Here is a 17,826-nt window from a genome sequence, read left to right as displayed (position 1 = left end):
GGCTTGATGTATCCGTTTTCGTGTGTGCTTTGGGCGATTTTTTGGTCCTTTTCGCTCCTGTTCTTCGTCAGATAGCCCGCTATCTTCCTCATCACAGAAGCGAAAATGCTTCAAAAACTCATCCCAAATCATCGCACGATAAATTCAAAACAGCTTCTAAAATCCTCAACTTTTTACGATTTCCACCCACGAAGCATCGAATCCTAAAGAATCCAATATCGTTTCTTTAGAAAGCAAAGGCGGACGCTTTATCCTAAACTTCAACGCATGGTCGGGAACAACCGTATGAATGGTGAATTGAGAGCCATGCGGTTGCCAAGTGAAACATATCCTGCCGGTCGCTATTTCCTTTCCAATAAGGTTTCCGTTGTTATGTACTTCCCAAACATAATCACTCGTCCTGTACCGATGATTCTCTTCCTCAAACAAGCAGTAAGAAAGCAAATCGTTACTTCGAATCAGAATGGATGTACGACTGGGTTATAATGGTCTTGCGCAATATTGATGCGCTCATTCCAAATGCCCAAAACAGCCCTCCCTGTTTCTTGAATATCCTTATGCGGGTCGGTGATGCCGTAAGAATAATCAGGAGAGCAACGCCCACTAATGAGCCGGACGTTCCTACAACGGAATGGATTAGCGTTCTTCACCGTCTTCATTGACCAGGCCATTTTTCCCAACACGACATCGGCTATGCCTATAGGCGAATCCAAATGCACACCTCCTATAGCGGAAGAAAAAGCGTCTCCCCAATCGCCGCCAGCCATATCCTTACGCCCGATATACAGCAAGTAAACAAAATGTCCTCCTATTTTTCCAATCAAATCTTCCGGAATCTCGTTTATCGGATAAGGCTCAAACGTTTGCAGTTTATAGGAATCTCTTAATTTAGGCCGTTTCATTGTATACTTGTTTAATGATGTTGTCTATTTTCTTCGCTATCGCCCTAATCATAGGAACGGCGACAGAATTGCCTGTCTGCCTCCTGATTTCCTGATGCGAGACTACAATCTTATATGAATCGGGGAAACCCTGCAACCGTAATAATTCACGAGAGGAAGGCCTTCTGTATCCATTTATCAACAGATAGTTATACGAAGCTCCCGTCCGCAAGGCACAAGCGTAATCCAGCACAGAAACGTTGCCCGACTTGTTCTCGTGCCATATCGACAGATAAAACACCTCTTTGCCTTTCGTCTTCTCTAACCGTTTTTGGACAATGCGGTCGGATGCGAACAGAGTTTTGTCTACCTCCTCATCCTTTTCCAAGATGTCAGACAAATTATACCGTTGAGGAGGAAAGTCAAAATTGAAGTTGAAGAAATCCCGCTCATTCCGGAATCCTACGATAATTACCCGCTCCCGTTTTTGCGGGAGACCGAAATCCAAAGATAGCCCAACCTTTCCAACCGTGAAAGAATCACCTTGAATGTCCTTCCCTTGTCGTGAGTGGTCAGTTGCTTGACATTTTCCAGCAAAATGACGGAAGGCTTGTGATAAGCCAAGATGCGTTCTATCTCGAAAAACATCGTGCCTCGCGTATCCGCAAACCCCTGCATCTTCCCCATAATGGAAAATGCCTGGCATGGGAACCCTGCCAGCAGCAAGTCGTGAGGCGGAATGTCTTTTTCAGGAATCTTCGTGATGTCTCCATGCGGATGTTCCCCGAAGTTTGCCGCATACGTTACACAGGCTGCCTTATCCCACTCCGACGAGAACACACACTGATAGCCCAACTCATCAAAAGGAATCCGGATGCCCCCTATGCCAGCAAACAAATCTATGAATCTTACCATGTGGATAATTGCATTCTTGGTTAGGATACAAAAGTACAACAAAGTGTTGAAACCTAAAAGCAAATGAGGAAGTTTTACGGACGCTTTATACCACTCTCGCTATGCACAATGGTCTTCATCTTGGAATAAGAAAAGTATATAATATATTTTACATTAAGAACTATATAAAAAAATCATCCACATAGTCACAATTTTTGACCATTTAGGACTTTACAAAGTCTACTTATTCTATTTTCAAACATTTTCTCATTTGCTGAATTTTATAATAAATCATAACTTAGATGTGATTATTAATCATTAAATCATCAATCATGAAAGCAAAAAGCATTTGGTTATGGGTATTGCTCGTAGTAACAGCAGTATCTTCGTGTAAGTATGATGACGGTGAGCTGTGGGACAAAGTCAACTCACTGGACAATCGAGTGACAAACATTGAGGAACAACTGACTCAGATGAACACAAACATTTCATCTATCAGTACTATTGTGAATGCAATAGATGATAATCTATTCATTACAAGCTTGGAAGAAACAGCCAATGGTTACTCCATTAAATTCAGCAACGGAGAAACCGCTACATTAACTAACGGAACAAACGGTGCAGACGGTAAAGATGCGCCAGTAATTGGTTTCGATGAGTTTGAAGGCAAGTATTATTGGACACAAACCATTGATGGACAACAATCATGGCTCACCGATGAAGCCGGAAACAAACTTCCTGTTACGGGAGCAGATGCAGTCACTCCGCAACTGAAAGTCAATACAGATGGATTCTGGATGGTAAGCTACGACAACGGTTTGACTTATGCGGAAGTGTTGGATGAAGCAGGAAATCCTGTAAAAGCTGTAGGTGAAGACGGTATTGACGGTTCTGACGGTACCAATGGAGATTCTTGGTTCAGTGATGTTGTTTATGATGAAGCAAATGGCACATTAACTATTACCATGCTTAAGGGAGATGTTTTAACTTTATCTGTAGTAACCACTCCTGATACAGGCATTCCATCTGATGTTATGGCAGCACAAAACCCAGCACCTCAAATCACAGGAGAGCCTACAATAACTATTCCAAACATTTCAAATTTCTCTGTAGATGCTAACAACTCTAATATTGGAACTTTCAGTCTATTAGGTATCGAAACACCAGACAACTCATGGCTAGAATTGTTTGGAACAGGAAATCCTAATCAAAATGTATGGTTACAAATTGACGGAAAAGAAAAAGGTTTCGAAGTAATCAACACAAAAGATTTACAAACACAAAATCAAAGCCGCTCACGCGCTGGTTCTCCTATCATTGCTAGAGCACAAGCAGATGTGGTATTCCTTGTAGACAATTCAGGTACAATGTCTCAAGAATCAAATGCCGTAGCAAACCAAATTATTGCTTGGTCTCAATATCTATCTCAATCAATGGATGTTAAGTTCGGCTGCGTTGGCAACGCTGAAGCTGGAAATATTTGTGGAGCATTAAATATCACAGATGTAAATACATTGCATGAGTATTTAAATGCTAATGGAACAGGTGCAAGGCGCACTAAACATTTTGGAGAAAATATGTCCAATGTTCCTGCTGATATGGCAGATATAAAAGCTAAAGCTCAAGCATATGGTCCGAGTGGATCTGGTGAATGCGGTGGTATTATGTTGCATTTCGCAGATGAATATTTCACTTTCCGCCCGGGGTCAAACCGTATTTATGTACATTTCACAGACGAACCGAACCAGCCAGGAGGAAACTCGCAATGGTCTGTAAAAACAGTAGACAGCACTTCTGATGTATACAATTGGGATGCAAGCAGAGGAACTATATACACTGTATTTAGTGGAGGTACAAATCATAACTGGCAAGATTGGTATAGAAATGAAGATCCATGCCTGTTCTCAACATATACAGGTGGAAGTTATTTCGAAACAGACGGAAACTTTAACATTGACTTAATAAAAGAGCTTCCTGTCAGTCAAGCTATCACTAACTCATTCATATTCCGTTTTAATATTACCAAAGATATGACATCAGGTACTTACGAAGTGACTATTGTCATTTATGATGAAAATGGTAATATCAAAGCAACAAAGACATTCTCTAATATAAGTTTTGCTAGCTAAATATCGAGATTATTAAAAAGAAGCCCAAGGAATCCTTTGGGCTTCTTTTTAATCCATCAATCAAAAATCATAAACACAAATTAGCGCAGATTCCCGCAACCAATAAACAGCTGCGGGAATCCGCGCTAACCTGCGTTAAAAAAATCTTCTAAGTTTACTTCGCGATAATCAAATAATAATTCTTCTTGCCGCGCTGAACGAGCAAGTATTTCTCATCCAGCAAATCATCGGCGGTAATCACTTGGTCGAATGCGGTAAGCTTTTCCTTGTTCAGCGATACGCCTCCGCCTTGCGTCATCTTACGCATCTCGCCTTTCGAGGGGAAAATAGCGGCTTTCTCCACAAACAAGTCTACAGCCTTGATGCCGGCTTCTATTTCGCTCTTAGCCACCTCAAACTGAGGCACACCTTCGAATACGGAAAGCAACGTGTCTTCGTCCAGACGCTTCAATGCATCAGAAGTGGCGTTTCCGAAAAGAATGCCCGATGCTTCCACGGCTGCATTGTAGTCTTCTTCAGAGTGTACCATGACGGTAACTTCTTTCGCTAACCGCTTCTGAAGCGCACGCAAATGCGGAGCGGCTCTGTGTTCAGCTATCAATGCATCGATTTCTTCTTTGGTGAGTGAAGTGAATATCTTGATGTAGCGTTCGGCATCTTCATCGCTCACGTTCAGCCAGAACTGATAGAACTTATACGGAGAAGTGTAACGCGGGTCGAGCCATACGTTTCCGCTTTCGGTCTTTCCGAACTTGGTACCGTCGGCTTTTGTCACTAACGGGCAAGTCAAGGCAAATACCTCGCCTCCGTTGGTACGGCGAATCAATTCGGCACCTGTAGTGATGTTACCCCATTGGTCGCTTCCGCCTAATTGGAGCTTGCATCCGCGGGTTTCATATAAATGCAAAAAGTCATATCCCTGGAGCAGCTGATACGTGAACTCGGTGAATGAAAGTCCGTCGCGTGCCTCGCCGTTCAGACGTTTCTGCACCGAGTCCTTCGCCATCATATAATTGACGGTGATATGCTTGCCTACGGTTCGGGCAAAATCGAGGAAGGTGAAGTCTTTCATCCAATCGTAATTGTTCACCAGTTCTGCACGGTTCGGGGCATCCGACTCGAAGTCGAGGAACTTGCCCAACTGTTTCTTGATGCACTCTTGGTTATGGCGCAGGGTTTCTTCGTCCAGCAGATTCCGCTCCTGCGATTTGCCGGAAGGGTCGCCAATCATACCCGTAGCTCCGCCCACCAAAGCCAAAGGCTTGTGTCCGCAACGCTGGAAATGCCGCAACATCATTACACCACACAAGTGTCCGATATGCAAGGAATCGGCAGTAGGGTCGATACCCAAGTAAGCCGTTACCATTTCTTTTTCCAACAATTCTTCTGTGCCCGGCATCATGTTATGCACCATTCCGCGCCATTTTAATTCTTCTACAAAATTCATCGAATGAGATTCTTAGTTTAACATTATATTAAAGTCAACGACAAAAGTACGACACTTTATCTGAATAACCAATTTTTACCGGTTAAAAAAGAGCGAGTTAACCGTCCGGCTGACATTATCCGCCAATAAATCCGGATGGATTCCACGTATCTCTGCCGCACTATGGTATAAGGTATGGATAGGCACACGGCTCTCATCGGTTTCCAGCAAGAAGGTTCCTTCAGGCATATACCGCAATGCATCCGCGTGATAATGTTCGCCGAAAGAGAGGTAAAACCCTTGCCTTACGAGGCTCTGCGCCAGTTCCTTCTTCCCCCGAAAGCCGTGGACAATCCAAGGCTGGGAAGGATGAATTTCTTTTTTCAAGGCAATCAATTCATTATAAACCTTTACGGCATGGATAACCAGAGGCAGGCGGTAGTGTTCGGAAAGAGAAACTATCATGCGGAAAGCTTCCTCTTGCAAGGAAAAAGGCGCATGGCAACACTTATCAAGCCCCGCTTCTCCCAAAGCAATCACCCGCTTGTCTTTTCCCAACACAGATTCTATCCACCGGAGCTGCATCGGATAATTCTCGGAAGTAAGATGCCACGGATGTATCCCCACCGAAAGCCACATAGCTTCATCGGGTAAGGGAATATACTTGCTATCGGCATTGAATATAGCTTCGGAAGGAGATGCAGATAAGTGATGAGTATGGACATCAAAACACATCATAATAAATGAAGAATGAAGAATCCTCTGTGGTGAATAACTAAGGAACAGGGTCGTATCCCGAACCTCCCCACGGATGGCACCGCAACAGGCGGCGTATGGCAAGGTAAAGCCCTTTGAACGGACCGTGTTTCTTTATTGCCTGAACGGCATATTCCGAACATGTGGGTGTAAACCGGCACGATGGAGGCGTAAAGGGAGAAATGCAGTTCCGATAAAAATAAATGGGAAGTAAAAGCAAAAACGAAAGTATCTTTTTCATGCTTCATCCGACACGCTCCGCTATCAGCTGGAGCAACTTTTTCACCTTTTCATCTACTTCCGGAGAAGCATGAAGCTCATCATCGAGCCAAATGAAAGCGACCGCAAGTTTCTTGCCTTTTGCTTCTAAAGCATCTGTCAGCAGAGACTTGTTTTTACGGTAGGCTTCCCTGATTTGCCGTTTCACCCGATTGCGCTTTACCGCACGCTTGAAACGCTTTTTAGAGACACTAATCAAGACAGAGACCTCAGGAAGACCTGCATTTTCCACCGGCATATAAACAGCACGCAAAGGAAAAACAGCCAATGACTTGCTGCCTCCTGCAAACAATTTGTCAATCACCAGCAAGCTGCTTAAATGTTCCTTTTTCGGAAAAGTTTTTTTTACCGGTTCTGTCATAATTTGAATATTAAAGAAACGCAGGTTAACGCAGATTTTCACAGATTTATATTATACTATCCGCGCCAACCTGCGTTAATCTGCGTTTCAATATATACCGATGAATCTTATTTATTATGTTCGCGGATAAACATATCCAATGCGGCAGGCATCGAAGGAGCAGCTACCGTAGGAGCTTCCAAATCCAGACGCAATCCTGCATCTTTTACCGCCTTTGCCGTAGTCGGTCCGAAACTTCCGATGGCGATATCCTTCTGCTCGAACTTAGGGAAGTTCTTCATCAATGATTGGATTCCAGCCGGACTGAAGAAAATCAGCATATCATAATCAAAATCTTCTTCCGGTGTGAAATCATTACTTACGGTACGGTACATCACCGCTTCAGTATGTTGGATGTGATGTTTATCCAACAAGTCTTTCACTTCATCGTTATGCACGTCCGACATCGGAATCAGATACTTCTCCGTACTGTGCTTCACAATTACAGGCACTAAATCGACAAACTTGCCCGTAGCGCCGAAGAATACTTTCCGCTTACGGTATTGAACATATTTCTGAATATACAAAGCTATGGCTTCCGAAGTACAGAAATACTTCATCGTCTCAGGGACAGTTACACGCAACTCCGCACAAAGGTTGAAAAAATGGTCTATGGCGTGACGCGAAGTAAATACGACGGCAGTGTGATCCAATATGGAAATCTTCTGTTGTCTAAATTCCTTTGCCGACAAACTCTCAACTTTTATAAACGGGCGAAAATCTATTTTCACTCCGTACTTCTCAGCAATGTCAAAATAAGGTGACTTTTCTGATGTAGGTTTAGGCTGAGAAACGAGGACTTTTTTAATCTTCAAGGCACTAAAAATTTAAAATCACAATCTGGTTCATATAGAGGATACCTTTCGCCAACAGCAAAAGGGGTACCATTTCGAGGGCACAAAAGTACAGAATAAAATGTAGAAAACCATAACTTTGGTTGAAAAAGTTCCTAAATCCCCTATAAAATAACAATATTTTAGCGGAAATCAACGTAAAAGCTATCAATATATTACTAATAATGACATCGGGACGAAAGTAAATAATGAACAAGATAATAGGCAACAACAGGAAACATTGGGCACTAAGAAGGTCGAAGTATGTCTGAATCCACGCCTTGCTTTGCTCCTTCTCAAAGAAAACCCAGTTGACAAAATTATAACTTCCCCACTTGAACAACATATAAAAAATCGACAACAAAATGTACCCACCAATCAATGCCTCGTGAGGAGTAATATAAACCAATGCCGGAAATGACTCCACCGAATAATAATAGAAAAACAGACCGTAACAAATACAAGTCAAGAGTGGAAATACCATCGTATACCCATTGTCCGTACCTTGCACCTCATCGAACAGGCTACTGCGGTCCTTGCGCTGAAACAGGCTTCTGATATGCTGGATGATATATTTCTTTCCATTCTTCACAATATGCGAAAACACAAGGAAACAAAACAAAATCAGGCACGTAACCGACCATTCGGAACGAATCTGGTAAGGTAAAACCTCACCCGGCATACCAGAAACAGTCTGCATACTTCTCACCAAGGCACTATCGAGTTGCAAGGACTCTTCGTGTACCTTTTCGACAATGTATTCGAATCCGACGGAGCATGTATCGTTCATACAGCTGCAAATTTACAGATTTTCTTGTCCCATGCCGGAAGAGAAACACATAGCTCCACAGCTTCTTCGGGAGTAAAGGCCACTTGCCAGAGCGATTCGTGTTCGCGACGCATAAATTGCTGGCCGATGGCTTTCTCTAACATTTCTATCAACGGATTATAAAACCCTTGGATATTCAAGACAACAATCGGTTTAAGGTAAAGTCCCAGTTGCTTCCACGTGATGACTTCCAACAATTCTTCCATCGTGCCACATCCTCCAGGAAGCGCAATGACAGCATCCGACATACGCGCCATCAAGCTCTTACGCTCGTGCATCGTTTCTGTCTCCACCAACTGTGTCAAGCCGGAATGATGCCAGCCCCGCTCTACCATAAACCGGGGAATAACACCCGTTACCGTACCGCCTGCAGCAAGGACTGTATTGTTAAGGCACCCCATCAACCCTACCTTACCTGCCCCATCAATCAAGTTTATCCCTTTTTCCGCCAAAAGATATCCAAGCCTTTCGGCAGCTTTAAAATAAACCGGAGCAATTTGCGGGCTGGATGCACAATATACACAGATATTCTTTATTTCACTCATAATGTCAAGTGATTCATGAAACGCAGATTAACACAGATTTTCACAGATAAATTAAAAAATTCTTTCTGCGTTAATCTGCGAAAATCTGCGTTTCCATTATAATTATTTTACTTCAGCCCGAAAGCCGCTTTCACTTTATCCACATAGTCCAGTTTTTCCCATGTGAAAAGCTCCACTTCCACATCTTTGTTGCCTTCGTAAGCCGATTCAAAATGCTTGATCACCTTTCTCGGTTCACGTCCCATATGACCGTAAGCGGCTGTCTCACTATAAATAGGATTACGGAGCTTCAGACGTTCCTCGATGGCATACGGACGCATATCGAACAACTCGTCTACTTTCTTCGCTATCTCACCGTCACTCATGGCTACATGGCTTCGTCCATAAGTGTTGACGTAGATATTTATAGGACGTGCCACGCCAATGGCATACGACACCTGTACCAATACCTCATCGGCCACACCCGCTGCTACCAGATTCTTGGCTATGTGACGTGCGGCGTATGCAGCGCTGCGATCCACTTTACTGGGGTCTTTTCCCGAAAAGGCACCACCACCATGTGCACCTGCACCTCCGTAAGTATCCACAATAATTTTACGCCCGGTCAATCCCGTATCTCCATGAGGTCCTCCGATAACAAACTTACCAGTAGGATTCACATGATACGTAATTTGGTCGTTGAACAACTTCAACACTTCCGGATGATGAATCTCGGCTATCACGCGGGGAATCAGGATGCCGATTACGTCCTTGCGAATCTGTTCCAACATTGCCCGATCTGCCTTTTCCTGTGCTTCCGGCGTATCGTCTTCTGGCAAAATAAATTCATCATGCTGCGTAGAGATTACGATTGTATCAATACGTACCGGACGCCGGTTGTCATCATATTCGATAGTCACCTGACTTTTCGCATCCGGACGGAGGTAAGTCATCACTTTACCTTCACGACGGATTTCGGCAAGCACAATCAGCAACTTGTGTGCCAGATCGAGCGACAACGGCATATAGTTTTCGGTCTCGTTCGTTGCATAACCGAACATCATCCCCTGGTCGCCCGCACCCTGATTCATAGGGTCTTCACGTTCCACGCCACGGTTGATGTCGGGGCTTTGTTCATGAATAGCAGAGAGCACCCCGCACGAATTGCCTTCGAACATATATTCGCTCTTGGTATAACCGATACGGTTAATCACCTCACGTGCTACTCGTTGAAGGTCGATGTAAGCCTTTGTTTTCACTTCTCCTGCCAGCACCACCTGTCCGGTAGTGACCAATGTTTCGCAAGCTACTTTCGAACTGGGGTCATAAGCCAACAGTTTGTCAAGCACAGCGTCGGAAATCTGATCCGCCACTTTGTCGGGGTGTCCTTCAGACACCGATTCGGATGTGAATAAATATCCCATTTCTGTTTTATAAATTAAAAGGATTAATAAATGCCGTGTACGGACAAGAGCAGGAATACAAAGAGGGGGAAAATCAAAAACGAACTTGTGTTTTAGCATTTTTTTCCGTGGTTGCAAGCTACTCAAATCTTTCCACTTTTAAATTCGATGCAAAGATACGCATATTCCTTGGAATAAAGATGAAGTGAAAACTTATTTAACATATCGCTTAAAGAGATAATGAATGGAATCCTTTCTATCAACAAGACCGGATGAATGTCCATCCAAATTTCAGGTACTTCCCAAACACTGGATTGTGGAACGCTCTTTCTCATGGCTGGAAAACTTCAGAATACTGACCATCGATTGCGAATTCCTTGCTAAAACTGCGAAAGCTATGGTAAGGTCGCATTCATTCAAATCATGCTTATACTTCTCGCGGCATTAATTTGTGCATTTAGTCGCTTGTCACATTTGTCAAGCCGGATTTGTGCCCGTACACTTTATGTCCATCGGTGGCTTTTCCAAGCTAAGCCAAAACATTAGTTTAGTCCGATAATCCAATCCGCATGGCTGCCTTGCTTGTAAGATTATTAATCTTCATGCCGAAAGATTATTAATCTTCACGCTGTAAGATTAATAATCTTACAAACGATGCAGTTATATTGCGGAGAAACCGAAGCTTGCTTGTCATACCGAATGTGTAATCCGGCGTGACACTGGCAACAGGAGCGACACCGGAAGTGTGTATTCCATTAAAATGCACAATTGCACACTGTTCAAAGTATAATATACAAAAAAACAGCAGGAAGCCTTCCTTTTGAAAAAGGAAAAAACTTCCTGCCTTTTTTGTTATGAATGAAACGACTTGATTTTATTTCGGTTGCTTGCCAATGTAAGCCAGAATACCACCATCCACATAAAGGATATGACCGTTTACAAAGTCGGAAGCATCAGATGCAAGGAATACCGTGGGACCCATCAGATCTTCGGGTGTTCCCCAGCGTGCAGCCGGAGTCTTTGAGACAATAAACGAATCGAACGGATGACGTGAACCGTCTGCCTGACGTTCGCGCAACGGAGCAGTCTGCGGAGTAGCGATGTAACCCGGACCGATACCATTGCACTGGATGTTGTATTCACCGTATTCGGAAGCGATATTGCGGGTCAGCATCTTCAGACCGCCTTTAGCTGCTGCGTATGCAGATACGGTTTCACGACCCAATTCGCTCATCATCGAACAAACATTGATAATCTTTCCATGACCTTTCTTGATCATGCCCGGAATAACCGCCTTAGCCATGATAAACGGAGCTGTAAGGTCGATGTCGACAACTTGGCGGAACTCGTCTACCGTCATGTCACACATCGGGATGCGCTTGATGATACCTGCGTTGTTTACCAGAATATCAATCACGCCCAGTTCTTTCTCTATCTGTGCCACAAGTACTTTAACCGCTTCCTCGTCAGTCACATCACAAATATAACCTTTTGCATCAATGCCTTTTGCCTTATAATCGGCAAGAGCATCATCCAGATGTTTTTGTGAACGGCAATTGAACGCAATTTTGGCACCCGCCTGAGCCAATGCTTCGGCCATAGCAAAACCGATTCCATACGCACCGCCTGTTACAAGGGCTACTTTGCCCTCCAATGAGAAATTAACCATAATGTTTTTCATTTTTTATAGTAAATAATTATTTATCTCCGGCATTTCGTCACACCGTTTACGAACACGGTCTGTCATTGTACCGCACAAATATACAAATTTCTTTATTATTGCGCCAATATTTCACAAATCTTATCTTGAAAAAGACGTGCTTTTCTTCCACTCATCACGTTTTGATTGATAATCACGAAAGCCAACATATCACCATTTCCGGCACGTACATACCCGGCAAGCGAGCTGACTCCTTTTACCGTACCGGTCTTGGCACGCACGTTGCGGAACGCCTTCTCTTTCCGCATACGGTAACGGAGTGTACCGTCTACACCAGCTATGGGCAATGCTTCGTAAAAAGGATGGAATATTTCCTGATGGGCATACGCATATTTCAAATAAGCCAGCAACAATTCGGGCGACACATAATTGTACATCGAAACCCCACTCCCATCGACAATGCTGTAATCGTCCGGATTCTTTCCGATGTGATGACGCATGAAGTGTTCTATCTCTTTCTGTGCATCCTCGATACCGATACTTTTATGCCCGCCTCCCCGGATAGCCAAGTGATAAAACAAAGCTTCCGCCGAAAGATTATCGCTTTTCTTTAAAGCACGTTTCAGAACAGGTTCCAACGGACGAGAGACTTTATATAATAAGGTGACCGTATCGGGACAGACGCCATATTTCAACGAATCGACGGCTATATGCTCCTGAGCTAACTGGTAACGAAAAGTCTGGATAAAGAAATCCTGTGATGAAAACATGTTCAGTGTCCTGCCGGACGGACGCCCTACATTACCGGTAATGTGAATGGTATTACCGTTATATAACCAATCCCGATTTATTTTCAGACTCCCATAATGAGGTATACCACACACGGCACGATTGTCTATTGTATAATAATCCGATTTCGGAAATACTTCCACTTCAGGACGTCTTCCTTTTTGAGAAGGTTTGACCGATACATTCACGCATCCCCTGTTCAGCATCAGCGGAGAGAGATAAGGCTGAAAGGCATTAGGAGTATCATCCCACGCCCAACCTGTACCCCAATAAATGGAATCCATCACCGATACATCTGCCACCAGGTTTCCCTTGATGCTGTTTATACCTGCACGGTGCACGGCATCGGTCAGACGCTGCAAATCGTCTTCCATAAATTCAGGGTCGAAACCTCCCACTACATACAGATTACCATGCAAGGTACTGTCTGCCCCGATTGTACCCGTATAAGCCAAACGGGTATCGAAGGTATAGCTTGTACCCAACTCTGCCAATGCCGTGACCGTGGTGATAATCTTCTCGATAGAAGCCGGACGATACAATTTCTGATCCTGATAAGCATAGACCGGCGTCCCTTTCGTCAGATTGAATACCGTGATGCCTACTTCGGATGTCTTCAGCACAGGCGATGATGCAACCAGTGCCTCCAGTTGTTCTGCCACACCTTGTGCACAAACCTGGCAAAAAGCCAGCAACATTCCTAAAAAGAAACCTAAACGATGCATAGTTATAAATCTCTAAACAGTTCGCCTACCGTGGGATGTGGGAATACATACCGGCGGAAAGCCTCCAAATCAAGCTCATCTTCTACCATTATGCCGCCCAATACAATGAGTTCGGATGCCGGATTGCCCAACAGGTGAACTCCCAGTACCTTATTATGCTCGTCTACCAGTACCTTCATCATGCCGTTCACACCCTCATTCTCTGCCACAAACCTGCCCGAATAAGTCATCGGGAACTTTACCGCCCGATAAGTAATGCCTTGCTTCTGCAACATCTCCTCGGTTTTTCCCACTGAAGCGACCTCGGGATGTGTATAAACCACGCCGGGAATGGCACGATAACTCATTCCGACAGATTTTCCCAAGATGGTATCTACCGCTATTTCGGCTTCTTTTACCGCCGTATGAGCCAAGAGAGAGACTCCATTCAAATCTCCGCAAGCATATACACCCGGCACAGAAGTTTGAAGCTGGGCATTTACCTTGATGCACTTCCGTTCGGTATATGCAAGAGACAAGTTTTCCAACCCGAAGCCTTGCGTCACCGGACGTCTCCCTACACTCAAGAGCAATTTTTCTGCCTCGAAACAGGTCTCTTCTGCTCCTGACTGATAATAAACCTGCATACCGGTCTCATTCTGCTCCAGACGGACAACCTTGGCTCCCAGTTTGAAGTCAACACCTCGTTTTGCATAATCGGCACGGAGCATCGAAGCAATTTCACGGTCTATACCGTTCAATATTTCGTCCATCATTTCGATAACGGTCACTTTTACACCTAAGTCGGAAAAGAATGAAGCGAATTCCATCCCGATAACCCCTCCGCCGATAATGGCAAGCGACCGTGGGATTTCTTTGTTGTCAAGCGCATCGCGATGGGTCCAATAACCGACTTTCTCTATGCCCGGAATAGGAGGAATAACCGTCTGGCTCCCCGTGCAAAGAATCAGGTTCTCGCATTCGTAGATTTCCCCAGCGCAACGCACGGTATGCGCATCGACGATGAAAGCCTCTCCGTTTACCAACGTGACATTGGCTCCCGTAAGCTTTGCCTTCACTCCCAGCACCAGCTTGCGCACCACCTTCGACTTGCGGGCTATCATCTTGGGCAAATCGAAACTAACTTCACCGGCACTTACATTATACTTGCGTGCGCGGACGCAGCTATCATAAAGCTTCGATGCATATAGGAGCGTTTTCGTAGGGATACATCCTTCGTTCAGACACACGCCTCCCACACTGTTCTTTTCAAACAGAACCACGCTCAGTCCTGCTTTCCCCGCCCTTTCGGCGGCGGTATATCCGGCAGGTCCCCCGCCGATAATCGCTACTTGGTATTTCATGGTACGTTATTGTTTTTAAGGTCAGTTATTCTTCCACATATTCCATCATCGGGTTCGCTTCCTTCAAGCTGGCGATAAACCCTTTCCGGTCTTTCGGATCCACGGTAGCGTGTCCCTTGGTATGGCGCAACACAATTTGCTGGCTTTTCCATGCCTGTTTACGGTAAATCAGTTTCGAAATGCCGTGCAAACGCGAAACTCCGGTAAATCCCCGGCGTATCCATACATCCCCGTTATCGCGTATCTGAATACGGGTTGTCAACTGGTCAACAGCAAGTCCCAAAGGAGCCAGAAGCCCCAACAATCTCCAATAATTCTTACTTTCTAAAGAAAGCCATACAATTGCCAACACCAGTACCAGCAAGATGGTCATCCATGCATATGATACTTGCCGGACTCTAAACAATTTTGCCATAATCTCTTTTTTATCTAAGTTTACTCATTATTCTTTCTTGTCTTTTTCTGTATCCAACTGATGAACTCATCTGCATCCACAGGTGAGACCTGTAGCTTATCATCTTTTCCTGCCACACGATAGACGATTTCCACTCGTTTTACCGACAGAGCCGGAGCTATGGAAAAAGATTTGACCCGGTTCATCATTTCTATCGAATTCAAATCCAACGTCCTGCCCGGCACAAACCGACCGCTCTCTATCCGCAACATTCCGTCTTCCGTCACTACATAACGGGTATGGACCAACATTTCGATTTCGAAAATCATACATATCGCCAGCAAGACCGCCAGCAACGTATAATGCAACCAAAAGAAATCGAACAATAAAAAAGCAGTAACAGCCATTAATGACCAGTACCACCCGTCTACCTTCGAATGAAATGTCCTGTTCATCATCCTTTTCCTTATTAATTCAGGGTGAAGATAGTAAATAATCATATAAAATCATTACATCCGGTAAAGTTCTTTTGAAAAAAAAGCAATATGCAGTACAGACATTTCAGTTTTTTTGTAGTTTTGCGTCAATATATACACATTATTATCATGATAAGGAAATATGATTTTCTCGTTATCGGTTCAGGAATTGCCGGAATGAGCTTTGCGCTGAAAGTAGCGCATAAAGGCTCGGTTGCACTGATTTGCAAAGCCGGGCTGGAAGAAGCGAACACATATTATGCACAAGGAGGCATCGCTTCTGTGACAAATCTGAAGGTGGATAATTTCGAAAAACACATTCACGATACGATGGTTGCCGGAGACTGGATAAGCGACCGTGCAGCGGTAGAGAAAGTAGTACGCAACGCCCCGTCACAAATCGAAGAATTAATCAAATGGGGAGTAGACTTCGACAAAAAAGAAAATGGAGAGTTCGACCTTCACCGGGAAGGCGGTCATTCCGAGTTCCGTATCCTTCATCACAAAGACAATACTGGCGCCGAAATCCAAACCAGTTTGATAGAAGAAGTCAAACGACATCCGAACATCACCGTCTTTACCAACTTTTATGCCGTAGAAATCATCACACAACATCATTTAGGCATCATTGTTACCCGTCATACCCCAGGTATCAAATGTTATGGAGCATACGTATTGAACGAAGCTACAGGAGAAGTGGACACGTTCCTTTCAAAAGTTACCGTTATGGCAACAGGAGGATGCGAAGCTGTTTACCGTCATACCACCAACCCGTTGGTAGCTACAGGCGATGGTATCGCAATGGTGTATCGAGCCAAAGGTATCGTAAAAGATATGGAATTTATCCAATTTCATCCGACTGCCTTGTATCATCCGGGCGACCGGCCCAGCTTCTTAATTACAGAAGCTATGCGAGGATATGGAGGTGTACTAAGAAATCTGGCAGGCGAAGAATTCATGCAAAAATACGACCCACGCTTATCATTGGCTCCTCGGGACATCGTAGCCCGTGCCATAGATAATGAAATGAAACAGCGTGGTGAAGACCATGTTTATCTAGATGTCACTCATAAAGACCCCGAAGAAACTAAAAAACATTTTCCGAACATATACAAGAAATGTCTCAGTCTGGGAATCGATATCACTAAAGATTATATTCCGGTAGCTCCTGCTGCACATTATCTATGCGGAGGCATCAAAGTAGACCTTGACGGACAATCCAGCATCAAACGTCTGTATGCTCTAGGTGAATGTTCCTGTACCGGTTTGCATGGAGGCAACCGACTAGCTTCAAATTCCCTGATAGAAGCCATCGTTTATGCAGATTCTGCAGCCAAACATGCCATAAGCGTACTAGACCGTTATGATTTCAATGAAGATATTCCAGAATGGAATGCAGAGGGTACAATGAACAACGAAGAACGCATTTTGATTACTCAAAGCATGAAAGAAGTTAATCAAATTATGGAAGCATACGTAGGTATTGTACGCAGCAATCTTCGTCTGGTACGTGCATGGAATCGGTTAGATATTTTATACGAAGAAACAGAACGCCTATTCAAACGCGTAAAAGCATCTCGTGAAATTTGCGAACTCCGCAACATGATTAATGTAGGCTACCTGATTACCCGTCAAGCTATGGAACGTAAAGAAAGTCGAGGATTACATTACACAATCGATTATCCACATCCTTGCAACAAGGAATCAGAATAAAAAAATAATTCTACAATTAACCAATAAACAATTATTCTGAAGCAGGCTCTAAAAAAATTTTTAGAGCCTGCTTATTTTTTTAATTACATTTTAAAGATGTTTTCCTGACTTTATGAGAATTACAGACCATCTGACTAATAAAATGAATATCCTCAAAATGCCTGTAGGTAAAAGGTGTTAGAAGGAGTTATACCTTCAAGTAGAAGTTAAATGGCTGAATGACATCCATGACAAGAAAAAGAATGCATAATCTCAAAAAAAAAGGATCCTCCCCCGGACATCAGACCGGGGAAGGATCCCAAAACGGCGGCTACCTACTCTCCCACTGTTACGCAGTACCATCGGCGTGACGAAGCTTAACTTCTCTGTTCG

At 44.0% G+C, this 17,826-nt stretch carries 17 protein-coding genes and 1 pseudogene; 3 read left to right on the top strand and 15 right to left on the bottom strand.

The annotated features are described in order from the left end of the window. Positions 1–458: 458 nt before the first annotated feature. Positions 459–902 (bottom strand): hypothetical protein, encoded by a 444-nt coding sequence (locus B5F78_RS17865; protein ID WP_239473470.1) that lies wholly within the window; start codon positions 900–902, stop codon positions 459–461. Continuing rightward, a pseudogene (gene dcm / locus B5F78_RS13015) lies at positions 889–1,796 on the bottom strand (DNA (cytosine-5-)-methyltransferase). The gene B5F78_RS17865 and the pseudogene dcm overlap by 14 nt, the downstream one beginning before the upstream one ends. 311 nt (positions 1,797–2,107) lie before the next feature. On the opposite strand from dcm, the gene B5F78_RS13010 reads away from it, so the two are divergent. Beyond that, positions 2,108–3,904, top strand: a complete 1,797-nt coding sequence (locus B5F78_RS13010) for a PL29 family lyase N-terminal domain-containing protein (RefSeq protein WP_087406924.1) — start codon at positions 2,108–2,110, stop codon at positions 3,902–3,904. A 154-nt stretch (positions 3,905–4,058) separates the two neighbouring features. Here B5F78_RS13010 and tyrS read toward each other — a convergent pair whose 3' ends face one another. The 8 genes from tyrS to metK all read right to left on the bottom strand — a co-directional run bounded on the left by tyrS (position 4,059) and on the right by metK (position 10,375). Continuing rightward, positions 4,059–5,351 (bottom strand): tyrosine--tRNA ligase, encoded by a 1,293-nt coding sequence (gene tyrS / locus B5F78_RS13005; RefSeq protein WP_087406923.1) that lies wholly within the window; start codon positions 5,349–5,351, stop codon positions 4,059–4,061. A 75-nt stretch (positions 5,352–5,426) separates the two neighbouring features. Beyond that, positions 5,427–6,068 (bottom strand): TatD family hydrolase, encoded by a 642-nt coding sequence (locus B5F78_RS13000; RefSeq protein WP_087406922.1) that lies wholly within the window; start codon positions 6,066–6,068, stop codon positions 5,427–5,429. A 37-nt stretch (positions 6,069–6,105) separates the two neighbouring features. Continuing rightward, complete coding sequence (yidD, locus tag B5F78_RS12995; RefSeq protein ID WP_013618288.1) at positions 6,106–6,327, bottom strand: membrane protein insertion efficiency factor YidD; 222 nt, start codon at positions 6,325–6,327, stop codon at positions 6,106–6,108. A 3-nt stretch (positions 6,328–6,330) separates the two neighbouring features. Beyond that, the gene (gene rnpA, locus B5F78_RS12990) at positions 6,331–6,726 is read right to left on the bottom strand and encodes a ribonuclease P protein component (protein WP_087248987.1); all 396 of its coding nucleotides are present in this window, start codon (positions 6,724–6,726) and stop codon (positions 6,331–6,333) included. 107 nt (positions 6,727–6,833) lie between these two features. Then, complete coding sequence (locus B5F78_RS12985; protein ID WP_022039953.1) at positions 6,834–7,580, bottom strand: uroporphyrinogen-III synthase; 747 nt, start codon at positions 7,578–7,580, stop codon at positions 6,834–6,836. Positions 7,581–7,584: 4 nt separating this feature from the next. Beyond that, positions 7,585–8,388, bottom strand: a complete 804-nt coding sequence (locus B5F78_RS12980) for a DUF4271 domain-containing protein (RefSeq protein WP_022039954.1) — start codon at positions 8,386–8,388, stop codon at positions 7,585–7,587. Beyond that, the gene (locus B5F78_RS12975; protein ID WP_087406921.1) at positions 8,385–8,972 is read right to left on the bottom strand and encodes a TIGR00730 family Rossman fold protein; all 588 of its coding nucleotides are present in this window, start codon (positions 8,970–8,972) and stop codon (positions 8,385–8,387) included. The genes B5F78_RS12980 and B5F78_RS12975 overlap by 4 nt, the downstream gene beginning before the upstream one ends. 107 nt (positions 8,973–9,079) lie before the next feature. Further along, on the bottom strand, positions 9,080–10,375 hold the full coding sequence (gene metK, locus B5F78_RS12970; RefSeq protein ID WP_087406920.1) for a methionine adenosyltransferase: 1,296 nt from the start codon (positions 10,373–10,375) through the stop codon (positions 9,080–9,082). Positions 10,376–10,598: 223 nt separating this feature from the next. Between metK and B5F78_RS18050 the strand changes: the two genes are divergently transcribed. After that, complete coding sequence (locus B5F78_RS18050) at positions 10,599–10,802, top strand: transposase (protein ID WP_337959693.1); 204 nt, start codon at positions 10,599–10,601, stop codon at positions 10,800–10,802. Positions 10,803–11,228: 426 nt separating this feature from the next. Here B5F78_RS18050 and B5F78_RS12960 read toward each other — a convergent pair whose 3' ends face one another. From B5F78_RS12960 to B5F78_RS12940, 5 genes are all read right to left on the bottom strand, one after another. Beyond that, a complete protein-coding gene (locus B5F78_RS12960; protein ID WP_022038708.1) occupies positions 11,229–12,023 on the bottom strand; it encodes a gluconate 5-dehydrogenase in 795 nt (264 codons plus the stop codon). A gap of 107 nt (positions 12,024–12,130) precedes the next feature. Further along, entirely contained in the window at positions 12,131–13,528 is a 1,398-nt protein-coding gene (dacB, locus tag B5F78_RS12955) for a D-alanyl-D-alanine carboxypeptidase/D-alanyl-D-alanine endopeptidase (protein ID WP_087406919.1), read from the bottom strand. Between the two features lie 2 nt (positions 13,529–13,530). Next, positions 13,531–14,871, bottom strand: coding sequence for a dihydrolipoyl dehydrogenase (gene lpdA / locus B5F78_RS12950; RefSeq protein ID WP_087406918.1), 1,341 nt, complete (start codon positions 14,869–14,871; stop codon positions 13,531–13,533). 25 nt (positions 14,872–14,896) lie between these two features. Beyond that, positions 14,897–15,286 (bottom strand): DUF2878 family protein, encoded by a 390-nt coding sequence (locus B5F78_RS12945; protein ID WP_022038705.1) that lies wholly within the window; start codon positions 15,284–15,286, stop codon positions 14,897–14,899. Between the two features lie 20 nt (positions 15,287–15,306). Next, on the bottom strand, positions 15,307–15,723 hold the full coding sequence (locus tag B5F78_RS12940; protein WP_239414006.1) for a PH domain-containing protein: 417 nt from the start codon (positions 15,721–15,723) through the stop codon (positions 15,307–15,309). Between the two features lie 147 nt (positions 15,724–15,870). Here B5F78_RS12940 and nadB point away from each other — a divergent pair, with 147 nt between their 5' ends. Beyond that, a complete protein-coding gene (gene nadB / locus B5F78_RS12935) occupies positions 15,871–17,454 on the top strand; it encodes an L-aspartate oxidase (RefSeq protein WP_087251676.1) in 1,584 nt (527 codons plus the stop codon). Positions 17,455–17,826: the final 372 nt, after the last annotated feature.

Origin of the sequence: Bacteroides sp. An279 (assembly GCF_002159615.1) — a bacterium.
Taxonomy (GTDB): domain Bacteria; phylum Bacteroidota; class Bacteroidia; order Bacteroidales; family Bacteroidaceae; genus Phocaeicola; species Phocaeicola intestinalis.
Note: the sequence above shows the minus strand (reverse complement) of the source record. Positions and strands in the feature narration are given on the sequence as shown.

What these genes read in the sequence shown, in the direction of transcription:
- B5F78_RS17865 (WP_239473470.1), bottom strand. Translation starts at nt 902, where the DNA reads ATGAAACGGCCTAAATTAAGAGATTCCTATAAACTGCAAACGTTTGAG.
- B5F78_RS13010 (WP_087406924.1), top strand. Translation starts at nt 2,108, where the DNA reads ATGAAAGCAAAAAGCATTTGGTTATGGGTATTGCTCGTAGTAACAGCA.
- tyrS (WP_087406923.1), bottom strand. Translation starts at nt 5,351, where the DNA reads ATGAATTTTGTAGAAGAATTAAAATGGCGCGGAATGGTGCATAACATG.
- B5F78_RS13000 (WP_087406922.1), bottom strand. Translation starts at nt 6,068, where the DNA reads ATGATGTGTTTTGATGTCCATACTCATCACTTATCTGCATCTCCTTCC.
- yidD (WP_013618288.1), bottom strand. Translation starts at nt 6,327, where the DNA reads ATGAAAAAGATACTTTCGTTTTTGCTTTTACTTCCCATTTATTTTTAT.
- rnpA (WP_087248987.1), bottom strand. Translation starts at nt 6,726, where the DNA reads ATGACAGAACCGGTAAAAAAAACTTTTCCGAAAAAGGAACATTTAAGC.
- B5F78_RS12980 (WP_022039954.1), bottom strand. Translation starts at nt 8,388, where the DNA reads ATGAACGATACATGCTCCGTCGGATTCGAATACATTGTCGAAAAGGTA.
- B5F78_RS12975 (WP_087406921.1), bottom strand. Translation starts at nt 8,972, where the DNA reads ATGAGTGAAATAAAGAATATCTGTGTATATTGTGCATCCAGCCCGCAA.
- metK (WP_087406920.1), bottom strand. Translation starts at nt 10,375, where the DNA reads ATGGGATATTTATTCACATCCGAATCGGTGTCTGAAGGACACCCCGAC.
- B5F78_RS18050 (WP_337959693.1), top strand. Translation starts at nt 10,599, where the DNA reads ATGGAATCCTTTCTATCAACAAGACCGGATGAATGTCCATCCAAATTT.
- B5F78_RS12960 (WP_022038708.1), bottom strand. Translation starts at nt 12,023, where the DNA reads ATGGTTAATTTCTCATTGGAGGGCAAAGTAGCCCTTGTAACAGGCGGT.
- dacB (WP_087406919.1), bottom strand. Translation starts at nt 13,528, where the DNA reads ATGCATCGTTTAGGTTTCTTTTTAGGAATGTTGCTGGCTTTTTGCCAG.
- lpdA (WP_087406918.1), bottom strand. Translation starts at nt 14,871, where the DNA reads ATGAAATACCAAGTAGCGATTATCGGCGGGGGACCTGCCGGATATACC.
- B5F78_RS12945 (WP_022038705.1), bottom strand. Translation starts at nt 15,286, where the DNA reads ATGGCAAAATTGTTTAGAGTCCGGCAAGTATCATATGCATGGATGACC.
- B5F78_RS12940 (WP_239414006.1), bottom strand. Translation starts at nt 15,723, where the DNA reads ATGATGAACAGGACATTTCATTCGAAGGTAGACGGGTGGTACTGGTCA.
- nadB (WP_087251676.1), top strand. Translation starts at nt 15,871, where the DNA reads ATGATAAGGAAATATGATTTTCTCGTTATCGGTTCAGGAATTGCCGGA.